Below are 20,785 nucleotides of genomic sequence, written 5' to 3'. Positions count from 1 at the left end.
TATGCGATGAACAGGACGCCTTTATAATTGAAAAGATTATATCCAGCGCATTATTTAGTAGGTTTCATTTCTCTTAAGCCAATTTTCATTGCAGCAATCGCACTTGTTACATTCAAGACGACCGCAATACCTAAAAATAGCCACTTTACCTTTTCAGGAAGATCGAGAATGATCGCTAAAATTAGAAATGTAAAGCCAACTGCGAGCATGATCAAATAGGTCAACATTTTTTTAGACAAGACTAATCCGCCTTTCTTATTTTCTACCTTTATTGTAGCACGAAACTCGCTGTCATTTTATGTGAGATTTTTAGGAGAGCTTGTCGAACAAATCCCCAAAAATCGGAAACAATTATGTCGGGACATAACTGATATAAGGTTTGATTCCGGCCGATAGGGGAATAATAAATTCAAAATAGGAATGGGAGTGCAGATAATGACGAAAAGTTATGCGGATCAACCCGGTAATCAAGATGAAAACAATAAAAAACCATCTGAAGTGGCAAATGATGCAGCAAAAGAAGCTGAAAAACAAGTTGAGGAAATAAAGAAAGAGGCAAGAGAGCAAGTAAAGGCAGACCGAGATAAAGAATAAAGACAACAAGCGATTATTTCCCCGGAAATAATCGCTTGTTTTACATATTTCATACGGTAACTGTCATTTTAGCAAATGATGCAACATACGGTCTTTATCATCAAAGAACTGCTTCATGATTCGATAATGGCTAGTTTCTTCAAGAGTCGTTTCCTGAGCACCTTCATCAGTGAATTCTACAATTTTTGCATCGGGGTAGGATAACAGGATAGGTGAGTGTGTGGCGATGATGAATTGGGAGCCTTCTCCGACCAAGTCATGAATTCGACTTAGCATGGAAAGTTGTCGCAACGGTGAAAGTGCAGCTTCCGGCTCGTCCAATAAGTAAATACCATTTCCTCTGAAGCGATGAATGAACGTAGACCAAAAAGATTCGCCGTGAGATTGTTCATGCAAAGATACGCCTCCGTAGCCATCTATAATCCGAGGGCTGTTTCCTGGTGCGTTATCCAATTCTTCAATCGTTGTTGCGAGGTTATAAAACGTTTCGGCACGCAGAAAAAAACCATCAGTTGGACGGATTACGCCTTTAATCAATGTTATATATTCCTCTAATACAGAATGTGAATCATAGGTGGAAAAGTTGAAGTTTAAAGATCCGCCTTCAGGGTTAAACCCTGCAGCTACAGCCGCTGCTTCTAGTAACGTTGATTTTCCCATGCCATTCTCTCCGACAAAAAATGTCACGTTCCGATGAAAATCCAGTTCATCCAGCGTCCGAATACTTGGTAAATCAAAAGGATATGAGTTAAACGAGGGAACAATGTCCCGTTTTAACCGCATCGCTTTCATAAATTGTGTATTCAGCATAAATTCACTCCCTATTCTAAAATTTATAATCAGTTGGCAAGCAACTTCAAAGCATATCTACCAGCAAATTGTTAGACTAATTGTAGCATGGCGAAGGGAGAGAGTCTAAATGGCAAAAGATATCCATTCATTAGCAGGTAAAACAGCAATCGTTACAGGAGCGAGTGGAGGGATTGGTGCTGCAATCGCCAAAGAGTTGGCAAAAGAAGGAGCGAATGTAGTATTAGCTGCACGTCGCGAGGAGCAATTGAAAGCTGTGGCGAAAGAGATAAATAGTACGAATCAAGGTCAGGCACTGGCCGTTCCGACAGACATCGCGAATGAATCAGAGGTAAAGGAACTGGCAAAGCGTGCGAACGAAGCATTTGGTTCCATAGATATTTATGTCAATAATGCTGGTCAGATGCTATCTGCTACCGTACGTGACAGAGAAGTAGAGCAATGGGAGCGTATGATTGATGTCAATATTAAGGGTGTGCTGTATGGAATTGACTCTGTTTTGCCAGGCATGGTAGAGCGGTCAAGTGGCCATATTATCAATATTGCATCCGTTTCGGGCTTTGAAGCGACGAAGAAAAGTACTGTATATAGTGCTACGAAATTTGCAGTGAGAGCAATTTCAACAGGGCTTGAAAAAGAACTTGCACGGACAGGAGTACGTGTGACGAATATTTCCCCGGGCATGGTCGATACCCGTCTAAGCTCTAGTATGACGGATAGAAAAAAATTAGAAGCAGAAGATATTGCCAAAGCAGTCGTTTATGCAGTGAAACAACCTGAGTACGTCAATGTGAATGAAATTACTGTTCGGCCTGTATAAGAAAGGAGACAAGTGCAAGTGAATAATAAAATTGTGTTTTTTGATTTAGATGGAACTTTGATGAGTCATGATAAAACGATTTTAGACTCAACAAAGGTAGCGTTGAAAGCTTTGCAGAATAAAGGGATACACACGGTCATTTGTACGGGGAGAGCGCCGTTGATGTTCGAATGGCTGCTAGATGAGCTTTCATTTGATTCATATGTATCGATGAATGGGCAGCATGTTGTGTTTGGTGGAAAAGAAATCTTTTCTAACCCGATGAAGCGCGAAGATATGCAGAAGTTGACGGAGCTTGCCAATGAAAAAGGACATGGACTGACATACTCTACATTTGATAATTTTGTCACGAATGCGTCTGAACATCCACTGATCACTGCAGGTACGACTCGATTAAAAATCCCGTACCCTCCAGTAGATAAGGAAATTTGTTCGCATTCCCACATCAACCAAGTTCAGATCTATTGCGAGCCTGAAGAAACTGAGCAGTATATGCAACTATTTAATGATTATTCTTTTGTTCGATGGGATGAATGCTCGGTGGATATGCTCCCAAATGGTGCGTCTAAAGCGATCGGGATTCAAAAAATGCTGGAACATTTGAATATTCCAATCGAGAACAGCTACGCATTTGGCGATGGACTGAATGATATGCAAATGATCGAGACAGTCGGCACAGGCATTGCGATGGAGAATGCGATTCCAGAGCTTAAAGAAGTGGCAGACCACGTGACAGCATCTTGTTCGGAAGACGGAATTTTGAAGGGATTACTTGAAGTCGGTCTGTTAGAAGAAAAAGACGTTCCGTTGTTACAGGGAATTCAGAAATAAGATAAAGCTCCGATACGAACAACTGTGGATGCAAGTAGATTCACAAATCAACCTTGACAATTTTGTGAACATTAGGTATATTTATTTGATACACAAATATAAAAATGTTTATGAATGTATTCTAATTTAGATTTAATAGGTTGGCGTATTTCAAGGGGAGGCTTCATTTGGAATGAAACGTGAAAAGCAGTGCCGGGAATCAAGAGTCGTTCGAACGAGCAGAATCTTTCCCAATGATGTCAACAATCATAATACATTGTTCGGTGGTCGTTTAATGAGTGATATTGATCAAATCGCATCGATTTCAGCAGCTCGGCATAGTAGGGCCGACTGCGTAACGGCTTCCATGGATTCCGTGGATTTTCTGCATCCGATTCGTCCTTCAGATTCCGTTTGTTTTGAATCCTATGTGACGTGGACAGGGAAATCATCGATGGAGATTTTTGTGAAGGTCATCGCAGAAGACTTGGCAAGTGGTGATTGTAAAATAGCTGCTACCTCTCTATTAACCTTCGTTGCATTGGATGAGGATAAAAAACCATTGGCCGTTCCACAAGTCATCCCAGAGACAGAAGAGGAAAAATACTTGCATGAGACAGCGCCGCAAAGAGCTGAAATTCGTAAAATGAGAAAGCAACAAAGTAAAGACTTAGCAACTGTTTTGACGAATAACTACCCTTGGCATGATCCTGTACAAGTAAAAGTATAACGAAGCTCAGTCAACAATAAATGTTGACTGAGCTTTTTAGTGAGGACGTATAAAATGCTGCACAGCTGTCCACACTATTATCAGATAGGATGTTCTCTAATCAATTTCAGTAGAGGATACCTATCTTTTTTTGTTATAAATGACGTTGAACGAAATGCAATTCACTCCACGATGTTAAGTGTAAACTCCAGATCGGCTTTCAAATGCTCTTCCATTAAACTGCTCGCTAATTCAGGTTTGCGCTGCTCAATTGCATCGCAAATTTTCATATGCTCTTCAAGTAATAATGGGCGTTCATGCACTACTACAGTTTTGCTAAATAGGTAAATAATCGATTGCATTTTATCGACCGTTTCAATCATAATCGGATTTCTGCATTCCTGAACAATTAGATCGTGGAATTCTTTATTAGCTTTCACCGTGCCTTCTGTATTGCTCCTTTGTGCCAAATGGATGCTTGACCGCAATTGAACAATGCGTTTTTCAGACATATACGTGGCAGCCATTTTTGCAGCATGACTTTCAATTAATGTACGCATCTGGAACATATGACGCAAGTCTTTTTCGCTTGGCTTGATCACTTTTTTTCGCTTAATTAAACCTTCCTGTTCTAAACGACGGATCGCTTCTCGAATGGGTGTCCGGCTCACTCCGATTTCTTCAGCCAGTTGGACTTCTACTAATTTCATCCCGCCAGGAAAAGCTCCATTTATAATCTTTTCCCGGATTGTTTCATATGCGATTAGTTGCGCGCTACGTGAAGTGATTTCCATTGTACTTCTCCTCCGTTCGTTACTAAACAGTATACAAGAGAATCTATCAAATTAGGTAACTGTATTCATTGAGTTAAATAATGTATACAAGTCAGAAAACTTATTGTATAATGAAATCGCTAATTGTCAAATAAAGAGGAGGCAACATAAGATGAAGATTGGTTTTATTGGGCTTGGTATCATGGGGCGTCCTATGGTCTTTAATATTATAAAAGCAGGATTTGAAGTGAAGGCATTTGATTTGAATGAAGATGCCAGAAAAGTTGTAGCAAATGCGGGGGCCATGGAAGCGGTTTCACCTGAGATGGCAGCTGAAGGAAGCGATATTGTCATCACAATGCTGCCGAATGCTTTTATCGTCCAAAACGTTTTATTCGGTGAAAATGGAATTGTAAATCATCTTAAGCCTGGATCGATCGTAATCGATATGAGTTCTGTATCGCCGGCAGATTCGATCCTTTGTGCAGAGGAATTAAAAAAAGTGAATGTCCGGTTTATGGACGCACCAGTGAGTGGCGGAGAGCCGAAAGCAATTGATGGAACCCTGTCCATCATGATAGGTGGCGAAGAGCAAGCTTTAAATGAAGCCCTTCCCGTACTCCAAGCTATGGCAGCAGATGTTACGCATGTAGGAGGTCACGGCAGTGGATCGACTACCAAACTTGCCAATCAAATTTTGGTTAATGTCACGATTGCTGCGATGTCTGAGGCAGTAGTTCTGGCATCGAAATCCGGAGTGGATATCGAAAAAATGTACCAAGCCATCCGAGGCGGATTGGCAGGAAGTACTGTTTTAGACGCGAAAATCCCTTTAGTCTTGGAGCGGAACTTCGTAGCAGGCGGGCGTATCGACATTAATATGAAAGATCTGACGAATGTTGTTCAGGCAGGACATGATATTGGTGTACCAATGCCACTGTCTACGGATGTCTTAGAAATGTTCCATGCATTGAAAATAGATGGCAAAGCAGCAGACGATCATGTGGGTTTGATTCAATACTATGAGAAATTAGCGAATTTTGAAGTGCCAAAGGGAGGTAAATAAAGTGCAACAGCGTATTAAACACCTTCCTGTGTACGGACTGGATTTGGAAACTCTTTGGAAAACAGAACGTCCAACGTTTCAGCAGAAAATTATTGTGCTAGATGATGATCCGACTGGTGTACAAACGGTTCATGGCATTCCGGTATATACCGACTGGTCTGCCGAAACTATCCGTTCCATGTTTGAGGAATCACGTCAGCTAGTATTCCTTTTGACCAATTCCCGAGCATTCTCTGTGGATGAAACGACGAGAGTTCATACGCAAATTGCGGAAAGAATAGCCATCGCTGCGAAAGAAACAGGACAAGACTTTATAATCATCAGTAGGGGTGATTCCACATTGCGTGGGCACTACCCTCTTGAAACCGAAGTTTTGAGAAATGTGATTGAAAAGCAAGATGCGTATAAAGTCGATGGGGAAATCGTTATACCGTTTTTCAAAGAAGGCGGCAGAGAAACGATAGATGATGTGCATTATGTAAAGCAAAACGGGAACTATATACCGGCAGGAGAAACAGAATTTGCAAAGGACCGGATGTTTGGATTTACAAAGAGCGATCTGAAGGAATATATTGCGGAGAAAACAGAGAATCAATTCCCTGCTGACTCGGTATTGTCGATTTCACTTGACGAGCTGCGCGCACTTGATTTTGGTTCGATTGAGTCTAAATTGCATCGTCTGGAAAGTTTCCAAAAGATGATTGTCAATGCGGTATCGGAAGAGGATTTAAAAGTGTTTACGATAGCGTTGATGCGTGTTATCCAGCAAGGAAAACATTTTCTATTCCGTACGGCAGCTTCCTTTACAAAAGTCATCGGTGATATTTCTTCAAAACCATATTTGACCAAAGTGGACTTGATTCAAAAAAATTCAGCAACGGGCGGTTTGATTGTAGTCGGTTCGCATGTGCGGAAAACGACAGATCAACTAAACGCTTTGAAAGCTTTGGATTCGATTGAGTTTATCGAATTTGATTGTCACCTCGTCGTGGATAAAGAACAATTTGAAAAAGAAATTGTACAGATTCAGGAGAGGATCAATGAGAAAATTGGAGAAGGCACGACGGTTTGTGTGTATACATCTCGTAGTCGAATCGATTTAGGTGAAGGGCGGCAGGAAGAGGAGTTGGCTTTATCTGTGAAGATTTCCTCCGCAGTCACACAGTTTGTTGCACACTGCAATCCACAGCCAGCATTTGTCATTGCAAAGGGCGGCATTACGTCAAGTGATGTGGGAACAAAGGGGCTAGCCGTGAAAAAAGCAGAAGTGGCTGGACAAATCGCGCCCGGTATTCCTGTATGGAAAACAGGGGAAGAGAGTCGTTTTCCAAGCATTCCGTATGTCATCTTCCCTGGCAACGTCGGTGAAGTCGATACACTGCGCACAGTTGTAGAGAAATTAGTGAATAAGGATTGAGGTGATGACATGGTAGAAGGTAATATGCTCATTGTCATTTTTCTGCTGTCATTGGCAGCATTATTCTTTATGATATTAAAAATGAATATTGAGCCGTTCGTAACGTTGATTGTTGTAGCCTTTGTTACAGCACTTGTACTTGGATTTCCGTTGGCAGATATTCCGGGCCTCATTACGACGGGGTTTGGTAACACGCTAACTGGAGTCGGAATTTTAATCGGTCTTGGGGTAATTTTTGGCCAGTTCTTAGGTGTATCAGGTGCAATTGAAAAAATTGCGGAAGCTGTGCTGCGAGTGTTTGGGATCAAGCGGTCAGCAGCCGGGCTTTCTTTAACAGGAATTGCCGTTTCGATTCCTGTCTTCTTCGATGCAGCTTTCGTCATTTTGAGTGGACTGGTGAAAAGTTTATCCAGACGTACAGGAATTTCGATTGTGACATTCGTAACTTCCCTCGGTGTCGGATTGATCGTTTCGCACAGTATGATTGCGCCAACACCTGGACCGCTCGTTGTGGCGGAAAATACGGGCGCAGACTTAGGATTGTTTATTCTTTATGGAATCATTTGCGCAATCCCAGCAGCGATGATCGGCGGCTATTTTTACGGTTCATTTATTGGCAAACGAATTAAGACCATGCCGGAAGAACTTGAGGATGATATTGCCGTTCCTGATAAAGTTGAAGGTCGTAAAGAAATCTCTACAGGTTTATCGTTCTTTATGCTTGGCTTGCCGATTATACTGATACTCCTGAATACAGTCACGGATTTATGGTTGGAAGAAGGGACTGCATCACAAATTCTAGGTTTCATTGGCGACAAAAACGTTGCATTGTTAATCAGTGTGATTGTCGGATTGATCGTGCTGAAACCGTATATACATGTGCCCTATAAAACATTGTATGATGAAGCAATCAATTCTGCAGGAATGATCATCCTTGTCACGGGAGCTGGTGGCGCTTTCGGTGCAGTAATTAATCAAAGCGGCATAGGAGATTATTTGATTGAGACGATGCAAGGTTGGAGTATTCCGGTTCTCATCCTGGCATTCATCTTTTCACAAATTTTACGTGCTTCGCTCGGATCAGCAACTGTCGCGCTCGTCACGACTTCATCCATTCTCGGACCGATGGCCGGAGAACTCGGCGTCTCTCCAATTTTGCTTGGACTTGCAATTTGTGCGGGAGCGATCGGCTTGTCCTTGCCGAATGATTCTGGTTTCTGGGTCGTCAATAAATTTGGTCGTTTGACGATTCCTCAAACAATTCAAGCATGGTCGATTGGTGGATTTATCGCAGGTCTTTCCGCACTTGGCATGGTATATTTATTAAATTTACTAAGCGGGATTTTACCTGGATTATAATGCAAAACCGCAAGTTGCTCATAGATGAGTGGCTTGCGGTTTTCGTCACTCAACGAGGTGGCGCGCTCATACGACTTCGATTTGCGCTTATAACTTCGCCATCGCGGCTCATAAACACATCTTCTTGTGTAGAAAAATATTTCCGCCTTCCAAATTAACAGAGAAAAAAATGCATTACTCATCGCAGTTAATTTTATATAGCTAAAATGTTTAACTATTCTTTTTACTGGGAATAGTTATGTGTGGTTTGTTAAAAGCTTCATTAATAAATCATATAGATCTACGAAAGGGATTGATAGAGTTGAAAAAAACAGGTCGATTTGCAGCAGCGTTACTAATGGCGGGTGTTTTAGCTATTGGTGCTAACCCTTCTATAAATACTGCGGAGGCAGCATCTACCAGTCAGACTATAGGTTCAACTTCCTTAGGAAGTAAGTGGCAAAGCGGGGAAGTTGGATTCGAAGCGGGCTGCGCGTTATCCGAGTGGCTTGGTTGGTTTGAATGTCATCCTTCACAAGTGTCTTGGAAGTAATATCGTTTAAGAGGGTATAAATTATTGAAAGTTACTATACTATGTTTGAATTTACGAGACATTTTTAAGGAACGATTTAAAGATCGACTAATAAAACAAGTGATGAGACCAATTGGTGCTCATCACTTGTTTTTTATTTTTCTGTTAAGAAGATGCAACTAATAGACACACAGTCTATAATTAAATTAGATGTTGTTTTCTGATTTCCGTTAAGGGAGAAGGGGTGTCCGCCATCGAAGTTTTATTTGACTTTAATCTGATTCCTATCATATTCACTCTACTATCTTGGATAGCATTGGGGTATATTGCTTTCAAACTCTATACGAAGCAGAAAGTCAAACTAAAATTATGGAAAGTCCTGGTCACCATAATTGTAGGTCTGTTTTCTTTCTCTATTAATGTATATTGGTTTGATCTGCTGCTAAGATTGGCGATTTTACCGCTTGGAGTATGGTTTCTCTATTTCATTTTGAAAAGTAAGGAAAACCGATGGGAGCGTTATCGATCGTTTGTCTGGCTTGGCTTTTGGTCAAATTATATTTTCCTAGCATTTGCTCTGCTATCCGTTCCTTTCCAACAATGGTTTTATCCGAAAGACCAGTTATCGACCTATCTTTCTCAGGTGGAAAACCCAGAACTTATCTCTATTCATCCTGCCGCAAAAGATCATCAGGTATTTCAGACAGAAAAATATTTTGACCAACTGGACACTATGAAAAAGGATAGGGTTTTTAATGATGAGTGGTATACGGAATACTATTTGGAAACAGAACCTGCTGAACGGAATGAACGTTTCCCTTATCAGCTGACAGGCACTGGATCAAAATGGGGAAGTGGTTTGCATTCTATGATCTATGTCGAAGAGGACGGTAAAGGAATTTTAGTGACGACTTCAGATCGGCAGCTATATTTTCGCACAGATGCATCGCTGATAGATGAGGGAGGGAGCCAATGAAGAAACAATCGTGGATTTTGACCGGTATCGTGCTCCTTGGTGTGGTAATTGGCTTAGCTGGTTGGTTTTATTTATCGGAACCAGTCTCTTTTCCAACTGATGCGCAATTGATGAATGAAATTCATGAGATGTTTCCCGAAGCGGCTGTTGACGTGATTCAAGATATAATTCATGCAGATGAACGTCATACAGTGGTCCCTTTCATTTCTGAACGCCAAGAATACGGTCTGAGCTATTGGATTTGGAAGAACCGTAAATGGCAGGTGGCACATATTGATATGAACGGCGAACCTAGAGTGTGGAAGGTTGACCAGCAAGATCCATCTTCTTATCATTTTGTATGGAATATATCTCCTGCGGATCAACTAAGTACTCTCCAATTATATATGATTCGGGAGAGAGGACAGCGAATCTCAGAAGAAGTAGTAGAAGAAGAAACATATTATCCAAGGGTGCAAATGGAGTGGGTCACCTCTCTCAAGGACAGTTCATATGGCGTGATGCCGTTGCCTGAAGATGGAGTGCAGATTTTGGATTCTTTTTTAAAAACTAAAGCAAAACATCAGCCTGAGTTGTTCTTTGAGAATTTCTCACCAACACAAGAGATACATTTCAGTTGGATTGCAAAGGATCAGTCAGGGAACGAAGCATATCCAGAGAGTTCAGTAAATGGCGATAGCTATAGTGTCAGTAATATCTCGGTAGATTATATGATGATTTTTAGTGAAGAACAGTTAGAGTTGCCGGATAGGAAGTGATGAACCGGATGTCGAAGAAGTTTTTATATGTAGTAGTGACTCTTGCAGCATTGGGATCTTTCATTTATTTTCAAAATAATGCAATCGATATTACTCGCACTACAATTCGTTCGACAAACATCCCAGCTGGCTTTGATCAATTCAAAATTGTGCAGTTGTCTGATTTGCATAATAAGAGTTTTGGGGAAGAACAGCGTGCTTTGGTGCGTAAAGTCAGCGGCTTGGAACCAGACATCATTGTATTTACGGGCGATTTGATCGATTCAAAGAAAAAGGGCGACAAAGCTAGCCTTATTTTGATGGAGGAATTGGTTCAAATTGCGCCTGTTTATTTTGTCTCGGGAAATCATGAATGGTGGTCGGGAACGTTCAGTTCACTGGAGAGTTCTTTACATGATATAGGAGTACAAGTCATGAGAAACACACATGTTACCTTGGTTAAAGGTAATGAAGAGATACATCTTGTTGGGATTGATGATCCGGCGTACGAAAATGAAAGCCGATCAGAAAGAGATACATCAGAGGAGGACATTTTGAGATCGACCGAAGGGCTTGAAAAAGAAAATACTACTATCCTTTTATCGCATAGGCCCGAAATGTTTTCGCTCTACGCAGAGCATGAATTTGATATAGTTTTTGCCGGTCATGCGCATGGGGGACAGTTCAGAATGCCGTTTATTGGCGGTCTAGTAGCACCGAATCAAGGGTTTTTACCGAAGTATACAGCTGGTAAATATACATTGGATCATACGGTCATGGTGGTGAGCAGAGGACTTGGGAATAGTATTATTCCATTAAGGGTTTTCAATCGACCGGAGATTGTTGCAGTCACATTGGAAGCGACAGATTGAGAAATAAATAACTAGAGAAACAGCTGAGGGGCATAACTGAGGAGGAGAGCAAATTGACTATTAAGACGATAACACCGGAAGATTTATTTATGAAAATGAATTCTAACGAAGAGATTGTGCTTGTAGATGTACGAGCTGAAGACAAATACAATGACTTTCATATTGAAGGGTCTAGCGTAGAGGATTTGAATGTGCCAAAAACAGAGATATTCAAGTTGGTAGACGAGAATGATCGACTCATTCCTATGTTACCGATGAATAAAGAATTGACCATCACGTGCACAACGGGGAATTCCGCTACGAAGTGCGCGAACATACTCTCCGAACGAGCTTATACCGTTGTCGTATTGGAAGGAGGAATCACCGCGTGGAAAGAATATAAGAGCAAGAATTCGACCAATCGTATGTGGGAAGAGTATATAAAGGGTAACCCGCATGCACCTGAAAGTTACGAAGCATGGGCTTTCGGCGATTCAAAAGAAATGGCAGATGAACTAGCCAATCTGGTTATAGAAGGAAAGAAAACAGCGACAGCCTCCAATTACACAATTTATGAATTAGAAAACGAGCCGTTACCGCAAGTGGGCCTACACAATATTATTCTCGATGGTGATGGGGAAGCGGTAGCGATAGTGGAAACGACAGAAGTGGAAGTTGTTCCTTTTGACGAAGTAACGGTAGAACACGCTTATTTGGAAGGCGAAGGTGATCGTTCGTTAAGCTACTGGCGTGACGTTCATGAAACTTTCTTTAGCAAAGAATTTGAAAGTCTTGATAAAGAGTTCACATATAAAATGCCGGTGGTTTGCGAAAAGTTTAGGCTGCTTTATAAGAAATAAATGATTTATCTAAATAGAAATACTTTGCAAAAAAGTCAGCCGTTCGCAACCGGCTGACTTTCACTACATCACAATTTTGATTTTATGGGCTTCATTGGGACCCCGTCTTCGTGATTTACCTCTTTTACACCTCGATAGATCCACTTATGTAACGGCTGTTTAAAACGCGGCATCATAAAACCAAGAATTTTTCCGATATAGTACGCAGCAAGAATTGTTCCGATACCAATTGAGCCGAGTGATTGAATAAAGACTAAACAAACTGCACCTGCGATCCCTACGTTAAGCAAGTCACTCGTAATTTTTGCTTTGCTGAATTTTAAATCGAATCGCTCACTAATTACATATGTCAAAGCATCATAAGGCATCAACGGAAGTTTGGCCGTGAAATAGGCTACTAGACCTGCTGAAATGATGAATAGACTGATCACTAGAAAAGCAAATCTTGTCAGAAGAATTTCAGGGTTAGGAAACAGCTGAACAAGGAGTAGTGTCGCATCCATAAAAAATCCGAATAAAAGTGCGACTAATAGCTGTAAGAACAATTCACGTAATTCAATTCGTTTCTTTAAAATTACCTGGAGTGCGACGAATAAAATGTTCGCGAGGATGGTAGTGATACCAATGGATAGGCCGGCTGTCAGCGACAAAGCATAAGCCAGCGAAGACACAGGGGAAACGCCGAGATTTGCCTGAATGGAGAAACTAACGCCTAACGATAATAAAAATAAGCCGATTATATATAGTATTACACGTTTCATGATGGTTTTCATAAACTTTGAAGGACCTCTGCTTTCTAGAAATGTCTATGTTTAATCATAACATGTTAATTTGGATATGTATTAAACCTGATACGCTAGAAAACCTTCACTTCTATAAGTAGGGGATGGACTGCAATGGCTTACATCATGCAGTCCAAAAAACAACAGTTACTTCACCAACCAATTTTAATCGTCAACACACAGCATGTTCCGTTTTGGTCCCGATATTTCAGTTGAATACCTTCTGGGGTGTAGTGGGTTTCAACGATAGCCGTTTCATCAATGGATGCAATCAGCTGGTTTACTTTATTCTGATTGGATTGTTGTGCGGCCTGCATAAGTTCCCGTGAGAATTGGGGCGATTGTTCGATCTTACCGACTAATAAAGTTGCCTGTTTCATGAGTAGATGGAATTCCTGAGCTGAGGATTGAAATTTTTTCGTATCGACAGGTGGGTAGCCGCTAGTGTCATTGACGGCTTGTGCTTGAGTGGAGAATGGCCAGACAGGATAATAAGGTGAATGGAAGTAAGGGAAACGATGCACTGAAACTCCTCCTTTTTATAAAATTCGGTATGGTATATTATGAAGCTTATCGTAAATACGTGTTAAGTGTCGGTATGGTAGACCCATTTGAAATACGAGAATGCATAATACATAACGAAAAATTAAGGAGCTGCCGTAGAATAGCAAACGTGGACTTAGTGGTGTTTTATTATAGTGCGACCGATACACAAACTACCTTTTCTTCGTGTGTTAAACAGAGCAAAGTTGCAAGGAAGAATGCCTTTCCTTGCAACTTTTGCGTATTACAGTACTAGTAAATAAGGTGTTTCAATATATTTTACTAAAATGGATAAGAACTCGGCAGCTTTAGCTCCATCAATGATTTGATGGTCAAACGTAATGCTAAGTGGAATCTTTTTGATGGCTTTTACTGTTCCGTCTTCACTTAAAATCAACTCTTCTTGCAGAGCCCCAATTCCCAAAATTCCTGTTTCGGTTGGATTCAGTATTGGTGTGAAATATTCGATACCACTTGCACCTAAATTGGTGATAGTGAATGTGGAACCAGAAAGAAGAGCTTGATCCGCTTCACCGATTCGGGCTCTTTCAGTTACATCTTTTAACGCGTTCGCGAGTGATCCAATGGTCTTTTGATGTGCATTTTTAATGACAGGCACTAGTAAACCGTTATCTAGGGAAGTCGCGATGCCTAAGTGTACTTCATCAAATTCTACTAACTGTCCATCAAAATATGTGGAGTTCATGGCCTTTAGCTCTTGTAAAGCCAAGATAGCAGCTCGAGCTAATAAAACAGTCAAACTTAATTTCACTTCGGAATTATTGGCGTTCAGTTCATTGCGCAATGTCTGTTGGAATTCAATTAGCTGATCGATACCTGCTTTGCGATGTAAAGTGAGTTGGGCTGTTTGTGCCAAACTTTCACGCATATTTCTCGCAATCGCTTTTCGCATGGGAGAGAGCCCTTCGCCGACAGAAGCAGTTGGTGCTGAAACGGTTGCTGCGGCTTGTTTGGCAGCGAGCTCATGTGCAGGTTCAGTCTGTCTATCACTACTTGCCAACACTTTATCGATATCGCGCTTTGTTATACGCCCTTTGCCGCCAGAGCCTGTCACAGATTGGATATCGATATCATTGTCGACAGCCATTCGTCTCGCTAACGGGGTAATGAAGATCCGATCTGACTGTTGATGTTTTGTTACTCCTTGCTGTGCAGGTATGTCTGATGGTGAATGCGGTTTTTCGAAATTCATTACATCTACACTGACAGGGTTAGTATCCTTTTTATCAGCTGAGGAAGGCTTTTCTCCTTCTTCGCCAATAATCGCAAGGGCGTCTCCCACTTTCAGTTCATCTTCCACGTCACCGAACTTCTCCAATAGAATACCGGTGTTTGGAGCTTCTACATCTTGATTTAGTTTTTCAGAGCTAATCATTAAAACAGGTTCACCTTTTTCAACTGTGTCACCTATTTCTTTATACCATTCAGTAATGGTGCCTTCTGTCATAGTCATACCTAGTTTCGGCATTACAATTGTTTCGCTCATTTATTTCACCTCCTACATTGTATGAGATTTCTTTAAGTCTTCAATGATTTCATCAGCTACATGCAATACCTTATTGGCATCTGGTATATATGCTTTTTCCAGATTAGCGGCAAATGGAACAGGTGTATTTGGTGCACAAACTGTTTTAATTGGACCGTCTAGATAGTCGAATGCCTTATCTGCTACAACAGATGCGATGTCTGTCGCTGTATTGTTGTGCGGGTTGGATTCGTCTATAACAATTAGGCGGCCTGTTTTTTTCACAGACTCAATAACTGTTTCCTGATCCCATGGTGCAATCGTTCGTAAATCGATTACTTCTACCTCGACACCATCGGGATTCAGTCGCTCTGCTACTTCTTGAGCGACCTGCACCATTTTACCTATCGCCACAATTGTCAGGTCACTTCCTTCACGTACTACATTCGCCTTGCCGATTTCAATTGTATAATAGTCTTCCGGCACATCTCCTTTGATGCCATAAAGCATTTTGTCCTCCGAAAAGACGACCAAGTTATCGTCTTCGATTGCTGCTAGCATGAGCCCTTTTGCGTCATAAGGATTGGAAGGAACGACCACTTTTACACCGGGAATTGCACCGAACAATCCATACAATGTTTGGGAGTGTTGAGCAGCAGCTCCTGCGCCTGCCCCATGGACCGTGCGTACGGTAAGTGGGATTTTTGCCTTTCCGCCAAACATATAGCGCATTTTTGCTCCTTGGTTCAAGATAGGATCTAGTGCAAAACCAACAAAGTCATTGAACATCAATTCTGCGATTGGGCGTAAGCCGGTTGCTGCTGCGCCGACAGCTGCGCTGAAGTAGCCGTGTTCTGCAATCGGTGTGTCAATGACGCGTCTTCTCCCAAATTCAGTAACAAGCCCTTTGGATAAACCGAACACCCCACCAAATGCATCGTCATATCTTCCGTCATCTTGGACTAAATGATCAACTTCTGCCCCGCCTGCTACATCTGTACCAATTAGAATAACAGATTCGTCTTTACGCATGGATTGCGCCATTGCTTCATTGATTGCTGTCATAAAAGTGACTTTTCTTTCCGTCATCGTCAGTTCCCCCTTTTCTTATGCAAAAATATCCGTGTAAAGTGTGGATTCATCTGGAAGTGGACTAGCTTCTGCAAAAGCTACTGCATCCTCAACTGTCTTCTTCGCGTTTGATTCAATTTCGTCCGCTTGTTCTGAAGTCATCCATTTATTCTTGGTAGCTTTTTCACGGAATTCCGTAATTGGATCACGGTCCCTGTTTGGATCTTGGTCGGTTTTATATTTTTGTTCATCTCCTTCAAAATGTCCGAAATGTCGGTACGTATCACATTCAATTAAAGTAGGGCCTTCTCCGGCCTTAGCTCGTTTAATAGCTTTCTCAGTAGCCTCGTAAACGGCTTCCACGTCCATTCCGTCTACCCGAACGCCAGGCATATTATAGGCAGGTGCGCGTTCCGCTACGGTTTCAGATGCTGAAGCATAACGGAAAGGAGTGCCTTCCCCGAATTGGTTATTTTCACAGACAAAAATTACTGGTAAGTCCAAGATTGACGCTAAATTAAGCCCCTCGTGGAATGTCCCTTCATTGGAAGCCCCATCTCCGAAGAAACAGACTGCTACATGACTTTGCCCAAGCGTTTTAATGGTTAATGCGGCTCCTGCTGCTAACCCGAACCCACCGCCAACTATCCCGTTGGCGCCGAGCATTCCCCGGTCTATATCTGCAACGTGCATGGAACCGCCTTTTCCGCCGCCCAAGCCATCTTTTTTGCCCATTATTTCAGCCATCATACCTTTAATATCGCAGCCTTTTGCAATGGCATGTCCGTGTCCGCGGTGTGTACTCGTAATATAATCTTCGTCATCCAGTAGTGCCATCACGCCAGTAGCGACGGCTTCTTCTCCAGCGTATAAGTGAACAAATCCAGGGATTAGACCTTTTCCGAATATGTGATGCACTTCCTCCTCAAAAAAACGAATTTCATTCATCTTTTGATAAATCCATAATGCTGTTTGCTGATCCATAATAAATTCCTCCTTTATGACATTCTATTTATGAATAGCTAGACCGAAAAATGCGTTAGCACTTTCCCCGATTGCTTCTGAGACAGTAGGGTGCGCCTGAACAAAATTGGCCAGCTCAAACATCGTACCTTCTGCATGTTTAACTGCTGACAATTCCTGAATTAACTCTGTCGCATTCGGAGCAACAATCACTGCTCCAAGAATTTCTCCGTATGTTGTGTCGGCAATAATTTTGACAAAGCCTTCTGTCTCGTCCATGGCAAGTGCTTTTCCATTTCCAGATAGGGGAGTGAGGGTCGTCCGTACTTGATAACCACTCTCTGAAGCTTCGTGTTCACTAAGACCGAATGAAGCAATTTCCGGATGTGTATAGACACATCGTGGAATGGAAGAGGAGTCCAGTGGTAAAACTTCTTCTCCTAGGATTGCTTGAACGGCCGTCAAACCTTCCGCGCTCGCTACATGTGCCAGTTGATAACCCTCTACAATATCGCCAATCGCGTAAATATGTTTTGTACTCGTCTCATAATGATCGTTGACTGCAATATAGCGATCCGAATCAGCAAGCTGTAAATCTAGTTGATTAGCTATTTCTAGGTTAGGAGTTCTACCTGTTGCAACAAGCAGTTGGTCATAAGGATAGATTGTATCTTTAACTATTACACTGTCTTTTGTGACGCTCTTGATCTCCGCGCTTGTTACAACAAGTACACCTAATCTATTCAAGCGTTGTAAGATAATTTTTCTTGCATCCTCGTCCTCTGACAATAAAATCTTGTCTGCTACTTCAATAACAGTGACAGATGTACCAAGCGGTGCCATGGCAAAGGCGAGCTCGATGGCAATGACACCACCGCCAATGATTACAAGTGTACTGGGTAACTTCCGAAGTTCGAAAAAAGTGTCTGTTGTTAAATAGTCCACTTGATCAAGTCCGGGAATTGACGGGACAAATGGTTTACTTCCAGTCGCTAAAATTACATCTTGGGCTTTGAAGTGTTTATCCTTCACTGTAACGACTCGATCAGTAGTGACTGTAGCAATCCCTTGAAATAATGAAATTTGATTTTTTTTTACTAAGTACTGAATTCCCTGTGCTAACGTGTCAATCACTTGATTTTTCCGGTCCATTAATTTGGGGAAATCAATCGACATAGATCCTGTCTGGATACCCCAATCATTTGCCTTGTGGATGACTTGTATCATTTCACTATGTTGCAAAAGAGTTTTGGAAGGAATACAGCCAACGTGTAGACAAGTGCCGCCAAGTTTACCTTTTTCTATGAGAGCTATTTTTTTTCCCGATTGGGCCGCACGAATTGCTGCGACATAGCCGCCGGGACCTGCCCCAATTACAGCTAAATCAAATGTTTCCATAACTTTCTATCACCTGCTTTCATGAAAATAAAATGAACTTTTAAAGAAATAATAAATTAGCTCTTTTGATGATGCATTATTATATATTGCAAGAAGCATGCCGAAAAAACGAAAATTTTTAAGAGACTATGATACTGTGAGTTTTATTCAATATATCAACTAAATTCGGATTAAATGGAGGGATCCAGAGTGTCTCAGTGAGACAGAAAAGTGCCTCACTGTAGCAAAAAACCTCTAACAGATCAACAGGAGGCTGTTGATCCATTAGAGGACGGGTTATCGTGCGGTAATATTAAATTGCTTCATTCGTCGGTACATAGTTGCGCGTGAGACACCGAGACGTTTGGCAGCATGGGTAACTACTCCATTTTCAGCTTGTAAGGATTCGAGTAACTGCTCTTTGTCAGTTTGCTTTAAGTTTGAATTTAGTTCTAAAGGTAGATGCGCAGGAGTAAGCATTTCACCTTCCAGATTAAATAACGCTTGCTGAATCACGTTTCTTAATTCGCGGATATTGCCAGGCCAGTGGTAATCAATGAGACATTGTACTGTCTCTGCCGTGATTTGTACATGTTGTTTTCCAAATTGATTGCTTAGTTCATTGATGAAACGATGAGATAATTCAGAGATATCTGATGTTCTCTCCCGAAGTGGAGGTAACGTTAATTGAATAATTTTTAGACGATACAATAGGTCTTCACGAAAAAGGCCATCTGTGACAGATTGTGATAAGTCACGGTGCGTGGCGGCGATGATACGGACATCAATTGGAATGGGCTTCGCACTACCGATCCTTGTCACTTCACGTTCCTCAAGAATGCGTAGCAAATGAACTTGAAGATCAAGGGGCATGTCACCAATTTCGTCCAAGAAAACGGTGCCGCCCTGTGCCATTTCAAATTTCCCTGGGCTTCCCTTTGCTCTGGCACCGGTGAACGCACCAGCTTCGTATCCCGATAATTCACTTTCTAGTAATCCTTTTGGAATGGCTCCACAATTGATTGCGATAAAAGGATGATCTCTTCTTTCGCTTGCTTGATGGATGGATTGTGCGAATACTTCCTTTCCTGTACCAGTCTCTCCTGAAAGGAAAATTGTCGCATCAATAGCAGCCGCCTTTTTTGCTTGTTTTATGACATAAGAAAAACTAGTAGATGAACCAGTTATATTTAGAAATGGGTCAGATTTCTTATTTGTAGTTTTCTTTAAAGCAGGTTTATGCTCATGTTTTGAAAAGGATTTAGTTTTCCTTAAAGTGATAATGGCACCTAAGTATATATCTTGGAATGAAAGCGGCTGGATGGAGCAACGAAAAATTTGTTTTGAATGTTTGATCTTCACTTCTTCATTCAGGATATTCTGTCCGTTCATGGTGTGGATTAAAAGTTCTTCCAATCCAATAAGGGATTGAATTTGTGAAACCTGAGAAATAATTGGATTGGTCATCGCAATTATATTTCTTTCTATAATATTTTTTCCGCTATCCACCACCAAAATAGCCTCGTCAGCCACTTCTATCGTATTTTTCAAAAATAGATTGTCACGTACTGCACTTTCATATACTTGTCCCATAATTGAATTTGATACATTTTGAGTCTCTGCGATAATTAGCTTAAATGTATGGGGATGGAGATTCGGATTAGAACCTGCAATGTTGACGATTCCCAATAGCTCTTTTGTAAAAGGAGCAATAATTGGTGTAGCCGCACAATACCAATCATGATTCTTTTCACAGAAGTGCTCGGAAAATAGTACTTGAGCGGATTGTTTAGTTTTCAAAGTGACTCCAACGGCATTCGTACCGGCTGATTTCTCACTCCATGTACCGCCATCCGAGATGTTAAGCGCCTCAGCTCGCTTTAGTGTTTGTCTGTTTCCGCAGGAATACAAAATAGTTCCTTGGCGGTCGGTAATGGATAACATAGTTTGTGACTCATTTAATAACTCTAAAATATGTGTGGTTTTTGGGGTTGCATACGACAATAATTGTTCATTTTGTTGTAAGCGATTGCCTAAATCGTGGTGGGTCACAACTTCTTGTATTTTTGATTGAAGAGGATTTACACCAAGACTCTTGGAATTCTCCCAGGATTCATAAATTTCGTGACGAATAGAATCATTTGAATGTATTCCATGATCTTGATACTGTTTCCAGGCTGCTTTAGCTGACAGATTAAATTCATAAGGTTTAAGAATTGCTTTTTTAAGTAAAGGATTCATATCCAAGCCTCCAAACCGTTTATATGCTA

Annotated in this window: 22 protein-coding genes; 12 read left to right on the top strand and 10 right to left on the bottom strand. The window is 41.4% G+C overall.

Annotation, left to right across the window (positions count from 1 at the left end):
- Positions 1-50: 50 nt before the first annotated feature.
- On the bottom strand, positions 51-239 hold the full coding sequence (locus MKY93_RS17265) for a hypothetical protein (RefSeq protein ID WP_078818578.1): 189 nt from the start codon (positions 237-239) through the stop codon (positions 51-53).
- A 196-nt stretch (positions 240-435) separates the two neighbouring features.
- Between MKY93_RS17265 and MKY93_RS17260 the strand changes: the two genes are divergently transcribed.
- Positions 436-594, top strand: a complete 159-nt coding sequence (locus tag MKY93_RS17260) for a hypothetical protein (protein ID WP_171805946.1) — start codon at positions 436-438, stop codon at positions 592-594.
- A 63-nt stretch (positions 595-657) separates the two neighbouring features.
- Here the strand turns inward: MKY93_RS17260 and MKY93_RS17255 are convergent, their stop codons facing one another.
- Complete coding sequence (locus MKY93_RS17255) at positions 658-1,404, bottom strand: AAA family ATPase (protein WP_009498704.1); 747 nt, start codon at positions 1,402-1,404, stop codon at positions 658-660.
- A 121-nt stretch (positions 1,405-1,525) separates the two neighbouring features.
- On the opposite strand from MKY93_RS17255, the gene MKY93_RS17250 reads away from it, so the two are divergent.
- From MKY93_RS17250 to MKY93_RS17240, 3 genes are all read left to right on the top strand, one after another.
- Positions 1,526-2,224: an SDR family oxidoreductase gene (locus tag MKY93_RS17250; RefSeq protein WP_139366035.1), complete on the top strand. Its 699-nt coding sequence runs from the start codon at positions 1,526-1,528 to the stop codon at positions 2,222-2,224.
- Between the two features lie 18 nt (positions 2,225-2,242).
- A complete protein-coding gene (locus MKY93_RS17245; RefSeq protein WP_078818577.1) occupies positions 2,243-3,055 on the top strand; it encodes a Cof-type HAD-IIB family hydrolase in 813 nt (270 codons plus the stop codon).
- Positions 3,056-3,227: 172 nt separating this feature from the next.
- Positions 3,228-3,764, top strand: a complete 537-nt coding sequence (locus MKY93_RS17240) for an acyl-CoA thioesterase (protein ID WP_009498701.1) — start codon at positions 3,228-3,230, stop codon at positions 3,762-3,764.
- Between the two features lie 161 nt (positions 3,765-3,925).
- Here MKY93_RS17240 and MKY93_RS17235 read toward each other — a convergent pair whose 3' ends face one another.
- Complete coding sequence (locus tag MKY93_RS17235; protein WP_078818576.1) at positions 3,926-4,537, bottom strand: GntR family transcriptional regulator; 612 nt, start codon at positions 4,535-4,537, stop codon at positions 3,926-3,928.
- Positions 4,538-4,688: 151 nt separating this feature from the next.
- Here MKY93_RS17235 and garR point away from each other — a divergent pair, with 151 nt between their 5' ends.
- From garR to MKY93_RS17195, 8 genes are all read left to right on the top strand, one after another.
- Complete coding sequence (gene garR, locus MKY93_RS17230; protein WP_078818575.1) at positions 4,689-5,582, top strand: 2-hydroxy-3-oxopropionate reductase; 894 nt, start codon at positions 4,689-4,691, stop codon at positions 5,580-5,582.
- A 1-nt stretch (position 5,583) separates the two neighbouring features.
- Complete coding sequence (locus tag MKY93_RS17225) at positions 5,584-6,999, top strand: four-carbon acid sugar kinase family protein (RefSeq protein WP_252990003.1); 1,416 nt, start codon at positions 5,584-5,586, stop codon at positions 6,997-6,999.
- Positions 7,000-7,008: 9 nt separating this feature from the next.
- A complete protein-coding gene (locus MKY93_RS17220; RefSeq protein WP_009498697.1) occupies positions 7,009-8,358 on the top strand; it encodes a GntP family permease in 1,350 nt (449 codons plus the stop codon).
- A gap of 301 nt (positions 8,359-8,659) precedes the next feature.
- Positions 8,660-8,890: a hypothetical protein gene (locus MKY93_RS17215; protein WP_139366033.1), complete on the top strand. Its 231-nt coding sequence runs from the start codon at positions 8,660-8,662 to the stop codon at positions 8,888-8,890.
- A 223-nt stretch (positions 8,891-9,113) separates the two neighbouring features.
- Positions 9,114-9,845: a hypothetical protein gene (locus MKY93_RS17210; protein WP_340760491.1), complete on the top strand. Its 732-nt coding sequence runs from the start codon at positions 9,114-9,116 to the stop codon at positions 9,843-9,845.
- Positions 9,842-10,603 (top strand): hypothetical protein, encoded by a 762-nt coding sequence (locus MKY93_RS17205; RefSeq protein ID WP_078818571.1) that lies wholly within the window; start codon positions 9,842-9,844, stop codon positions 10,601-10,603. Before MKY93_RS17210 ends, MKY93_RS17205 begins: the two co-directional genes overlap by 4 nt.
- Positions 10,603-11,454, top strand: coding sequence for a metallophosphoesterase (locus MKY93_RS17200; RefSeq protein ID WP_078818570.1), 852 nt, complete (start codon positions 10,603-10,605; stop codon positions 11,452-11,454). Before MKY93_RS17205 ends, MKY93_RS17200 begins: the two co-directional genes overlap by 1 nt.
- Positions 11,455-11,507: 53 nt before the next feature.
- A complete protein-coding gene (locus tag MKY93_RS17195) occupies positions 11,508-12,293 on the top strand; it encodes an ASCH domain-containing protein (RefSeq protein WP_340760489.1) in 786 nt (261 codons plus the stop codon).
- A 68-nt stretch (positions 12,294-12,361) separates the two neighbouring features.
- Here the strand turns inward: MKY93_RS17195 and MKY93_RS17190 are convergent, their stop codons facing one another.
- The 7 genes from MKY93_RS17190 to MKY93_RS17160 form a co-directional block, all read right to left on the bottom strand.
- Complete coding sequence (locus MKY93_RS17190) at positions 12,362-13,054, bottom strand: YczE/YyaS/YitT family protein (protein WP_078818627.1); 693 nt, start codon at positions 13,052-13,054, stop codon at positions 12,362-12,364.
- A gap of 173 nt (positions 13,055-13,227) precedes the next feature.
- Positions 13,228-13,599, bottom strand: coding sequence for a hypothetical protein (locus MKY93_RS17185; RefSeq protein WP_009498689.1), 372 nt, complete (start codon positions 13,597-13,599; stop codon positions 13,228-13,230).
- Positions 13,600-13,862: 263 nt separating this feature from the next.
- The gene (locus MKY93_RS17180; protein ID WP_078818568.1) at positions 13,863-15,125 is read right to left on the bottom strand and encodes a dihydrolipoamide acetyltransferase family protein; all 1,263 of its coding nucleotides are present in this window, start codon (positions 15,123-15,125) and stop codon (positions 13,863-13,865) included.
- A gap of 12 nt (positions 15,126-15,137) precedes the next feature.
- Complete coding sequence (locus MKY93_RS17175) at positions 15,138-16,193, bottom strand: alpha-ketoacid dehydrogenase subunit beta (RefSeq protein ID WP_078818567.1); 1,056 nt, start codon at positions 16,191-16,193, stop codon at positions 15,138-15,140.
- Between the two features lie 18 nt (positions 16,194-16,211).
- Positions 16,212-17,159 carry a thiamine pyrophosphate-dependent dehydrogenase E1 component subunit alpha gene (locus MKY93_RS17170; protein ID WP_009498685.1) on the bottom strand — a complete coding sequence of 316 codons (948 nt, stop codon included), beginning with the start codon at positions 17,157-17,159 and terminating at the stop codon, positions 16,212-16,214.
- 24 nt (positions 17,160-17,183) lie between these two features.
- Positions 17,184-18,536 carry a dihydrolipoyl dehydrogenase gene (lpdA, locus tag MKY93_RS17165; protein WP_340760482.1) on the bottom strand — a complete coding sequence of 451 codons (1,353 nt, stop codon included), beginning with the start codon at positions 18,534-18,536 and terminating at the stop codon, positions 17,184-17,186.
- A gap of 276 nt (positions 18,537-18,812) precedes the next feature.
- Positions 18,813-20,756: a sigma-54-dependent Fis family transcriptional regulator gene (locus MKY93_RS17160; protein WP_221837562.1), complete on the bottom strand. Its 1,944-nt coding sequence runs from the start codon at positions 20,754-20,756 to the stop codon at positions 18,813-18,815.
- Positions 20,757-20,785 lie beyond the last annotated feature (29 nt).

The sequence above is a fragment of the Sporosarcina sp. FSL W7-1283 genome (genome assembly GCF_038003105.1).
Lineage (GTDB): Bacteria > Bacillota > Bacilli > Bacillales_A > Planococcaceae > Sporosarcina > Sporosarcina newyorkensis.
The sequence above is the reverse complement of the archived record's forward strand: the minus strand, read 5'-3'. Positions and strand labels throughout refer to the sequence as shown.

What these genes read in the sequence shown, in the direction of transcription:
- MKY93_RS17260 (WP_171805946.1), top strand. Translation starts at nt 436, where the DNA reads ATGACGAAAAGTTATGCGGATCAACCCGGTAATCAAGATGAAAACAAT.
- MKY93_RS17255 (WP_009498704.1), bottom strand. Translation starts at nt 1,404, where the DNA reads ATGCTGAATACACAATTTATGAAAGCGATGCGGTTAAAACGGGACATT.
- MKY93_RS17240 (WP_009498701.1), top strand. Translation starts at nt 3,228, where the DNA reads ATGAAACGTGAAAAGCAGTGCCGGGAATCAAGAGTCGTTCGAACGAGC.
- MKY93_RS17235 (WP_078818576.1), bottom strand. Translation starts at nt 4,537, where the DNA reads ATGGAAATCACTTCACGTAGCGCGCAACTAATCGCATATGAAACAATC.
- garR (WP_078818575.1), top strand. Translation starts at nt 4,689, where the DNA reads ATGAAGATTGGTTTTATTGGGCTTGGTATCATGGGGCGTCCTATGGTC.
- MKY93_RS17220 (WP_009498697.1), top strand. Translation starts at nt 7,009, where the DNA reads ATGGTAGAAGGTAATATGCTCATTGTCATTTTTCTGCTGTCATTGGCA.
- MKY93_RS17205 (WP_078818571.1), top strand. Translation starts at nt 9,842, where the DNA reads ATGAAGAAACAATCGTGGATTTTGACCGGTATCGTGCTCCTTGGTGTG.
- MKY93_RS17200 (WP_078818570.1), top strand. Translation starts at nt 10,603, where the DNA reads ATGAACCGGATGTCGAAGAAGTTTTTATATGTAGTAGTGACTCTTGCA.
- MKY93_RS17190 (WP_078818627.1), bottom strand. Translation starts at nt 13,054, where the DNA reads ATGAAACGTGTAATACTATATATAATCGGCTTATTTTTATTATCGTTA.
- MKY93_RS17180 (WP_078818568.1), bottom strand. Translation starts at nt 15,125, where the DNA reads ATGAGCGAAACAATTGTAATGCCGAAACTAGGTATGACTATGACAGAA.
- MKY93_RS17175 (WP_078818567.1), bottom strand. Translation starts at nt 16,193, where the DNA reads ATGACGGAAAGAAAAGTCACTTTTATGACAGCAATCAATGAAGCAATG.
- MKY93_RS17170 (WP_009498685.1), bottom strand. Translation starts at nt 17,159, where the DNA reads ATGGATCAGCAAACAGCATTATGGATTTATCAAAAGATGAATGAAATT.
- lpdA (WP_340760482.1), bottom strand. Translation starts at nt 18,536, where the DNA reads ATGGAAACATTTGATTTAGCTGTAATTGGGGCAGGTCCCGGCGGCTAT.
- MKY93_RS17160 (WP_221837562.1), bottom strand. Translation starts at nt 20,756, where the DNA reads ATGAATCCTTTACTTAAAAAAGCAATTCTTAAACCTTATGAATTTAAT.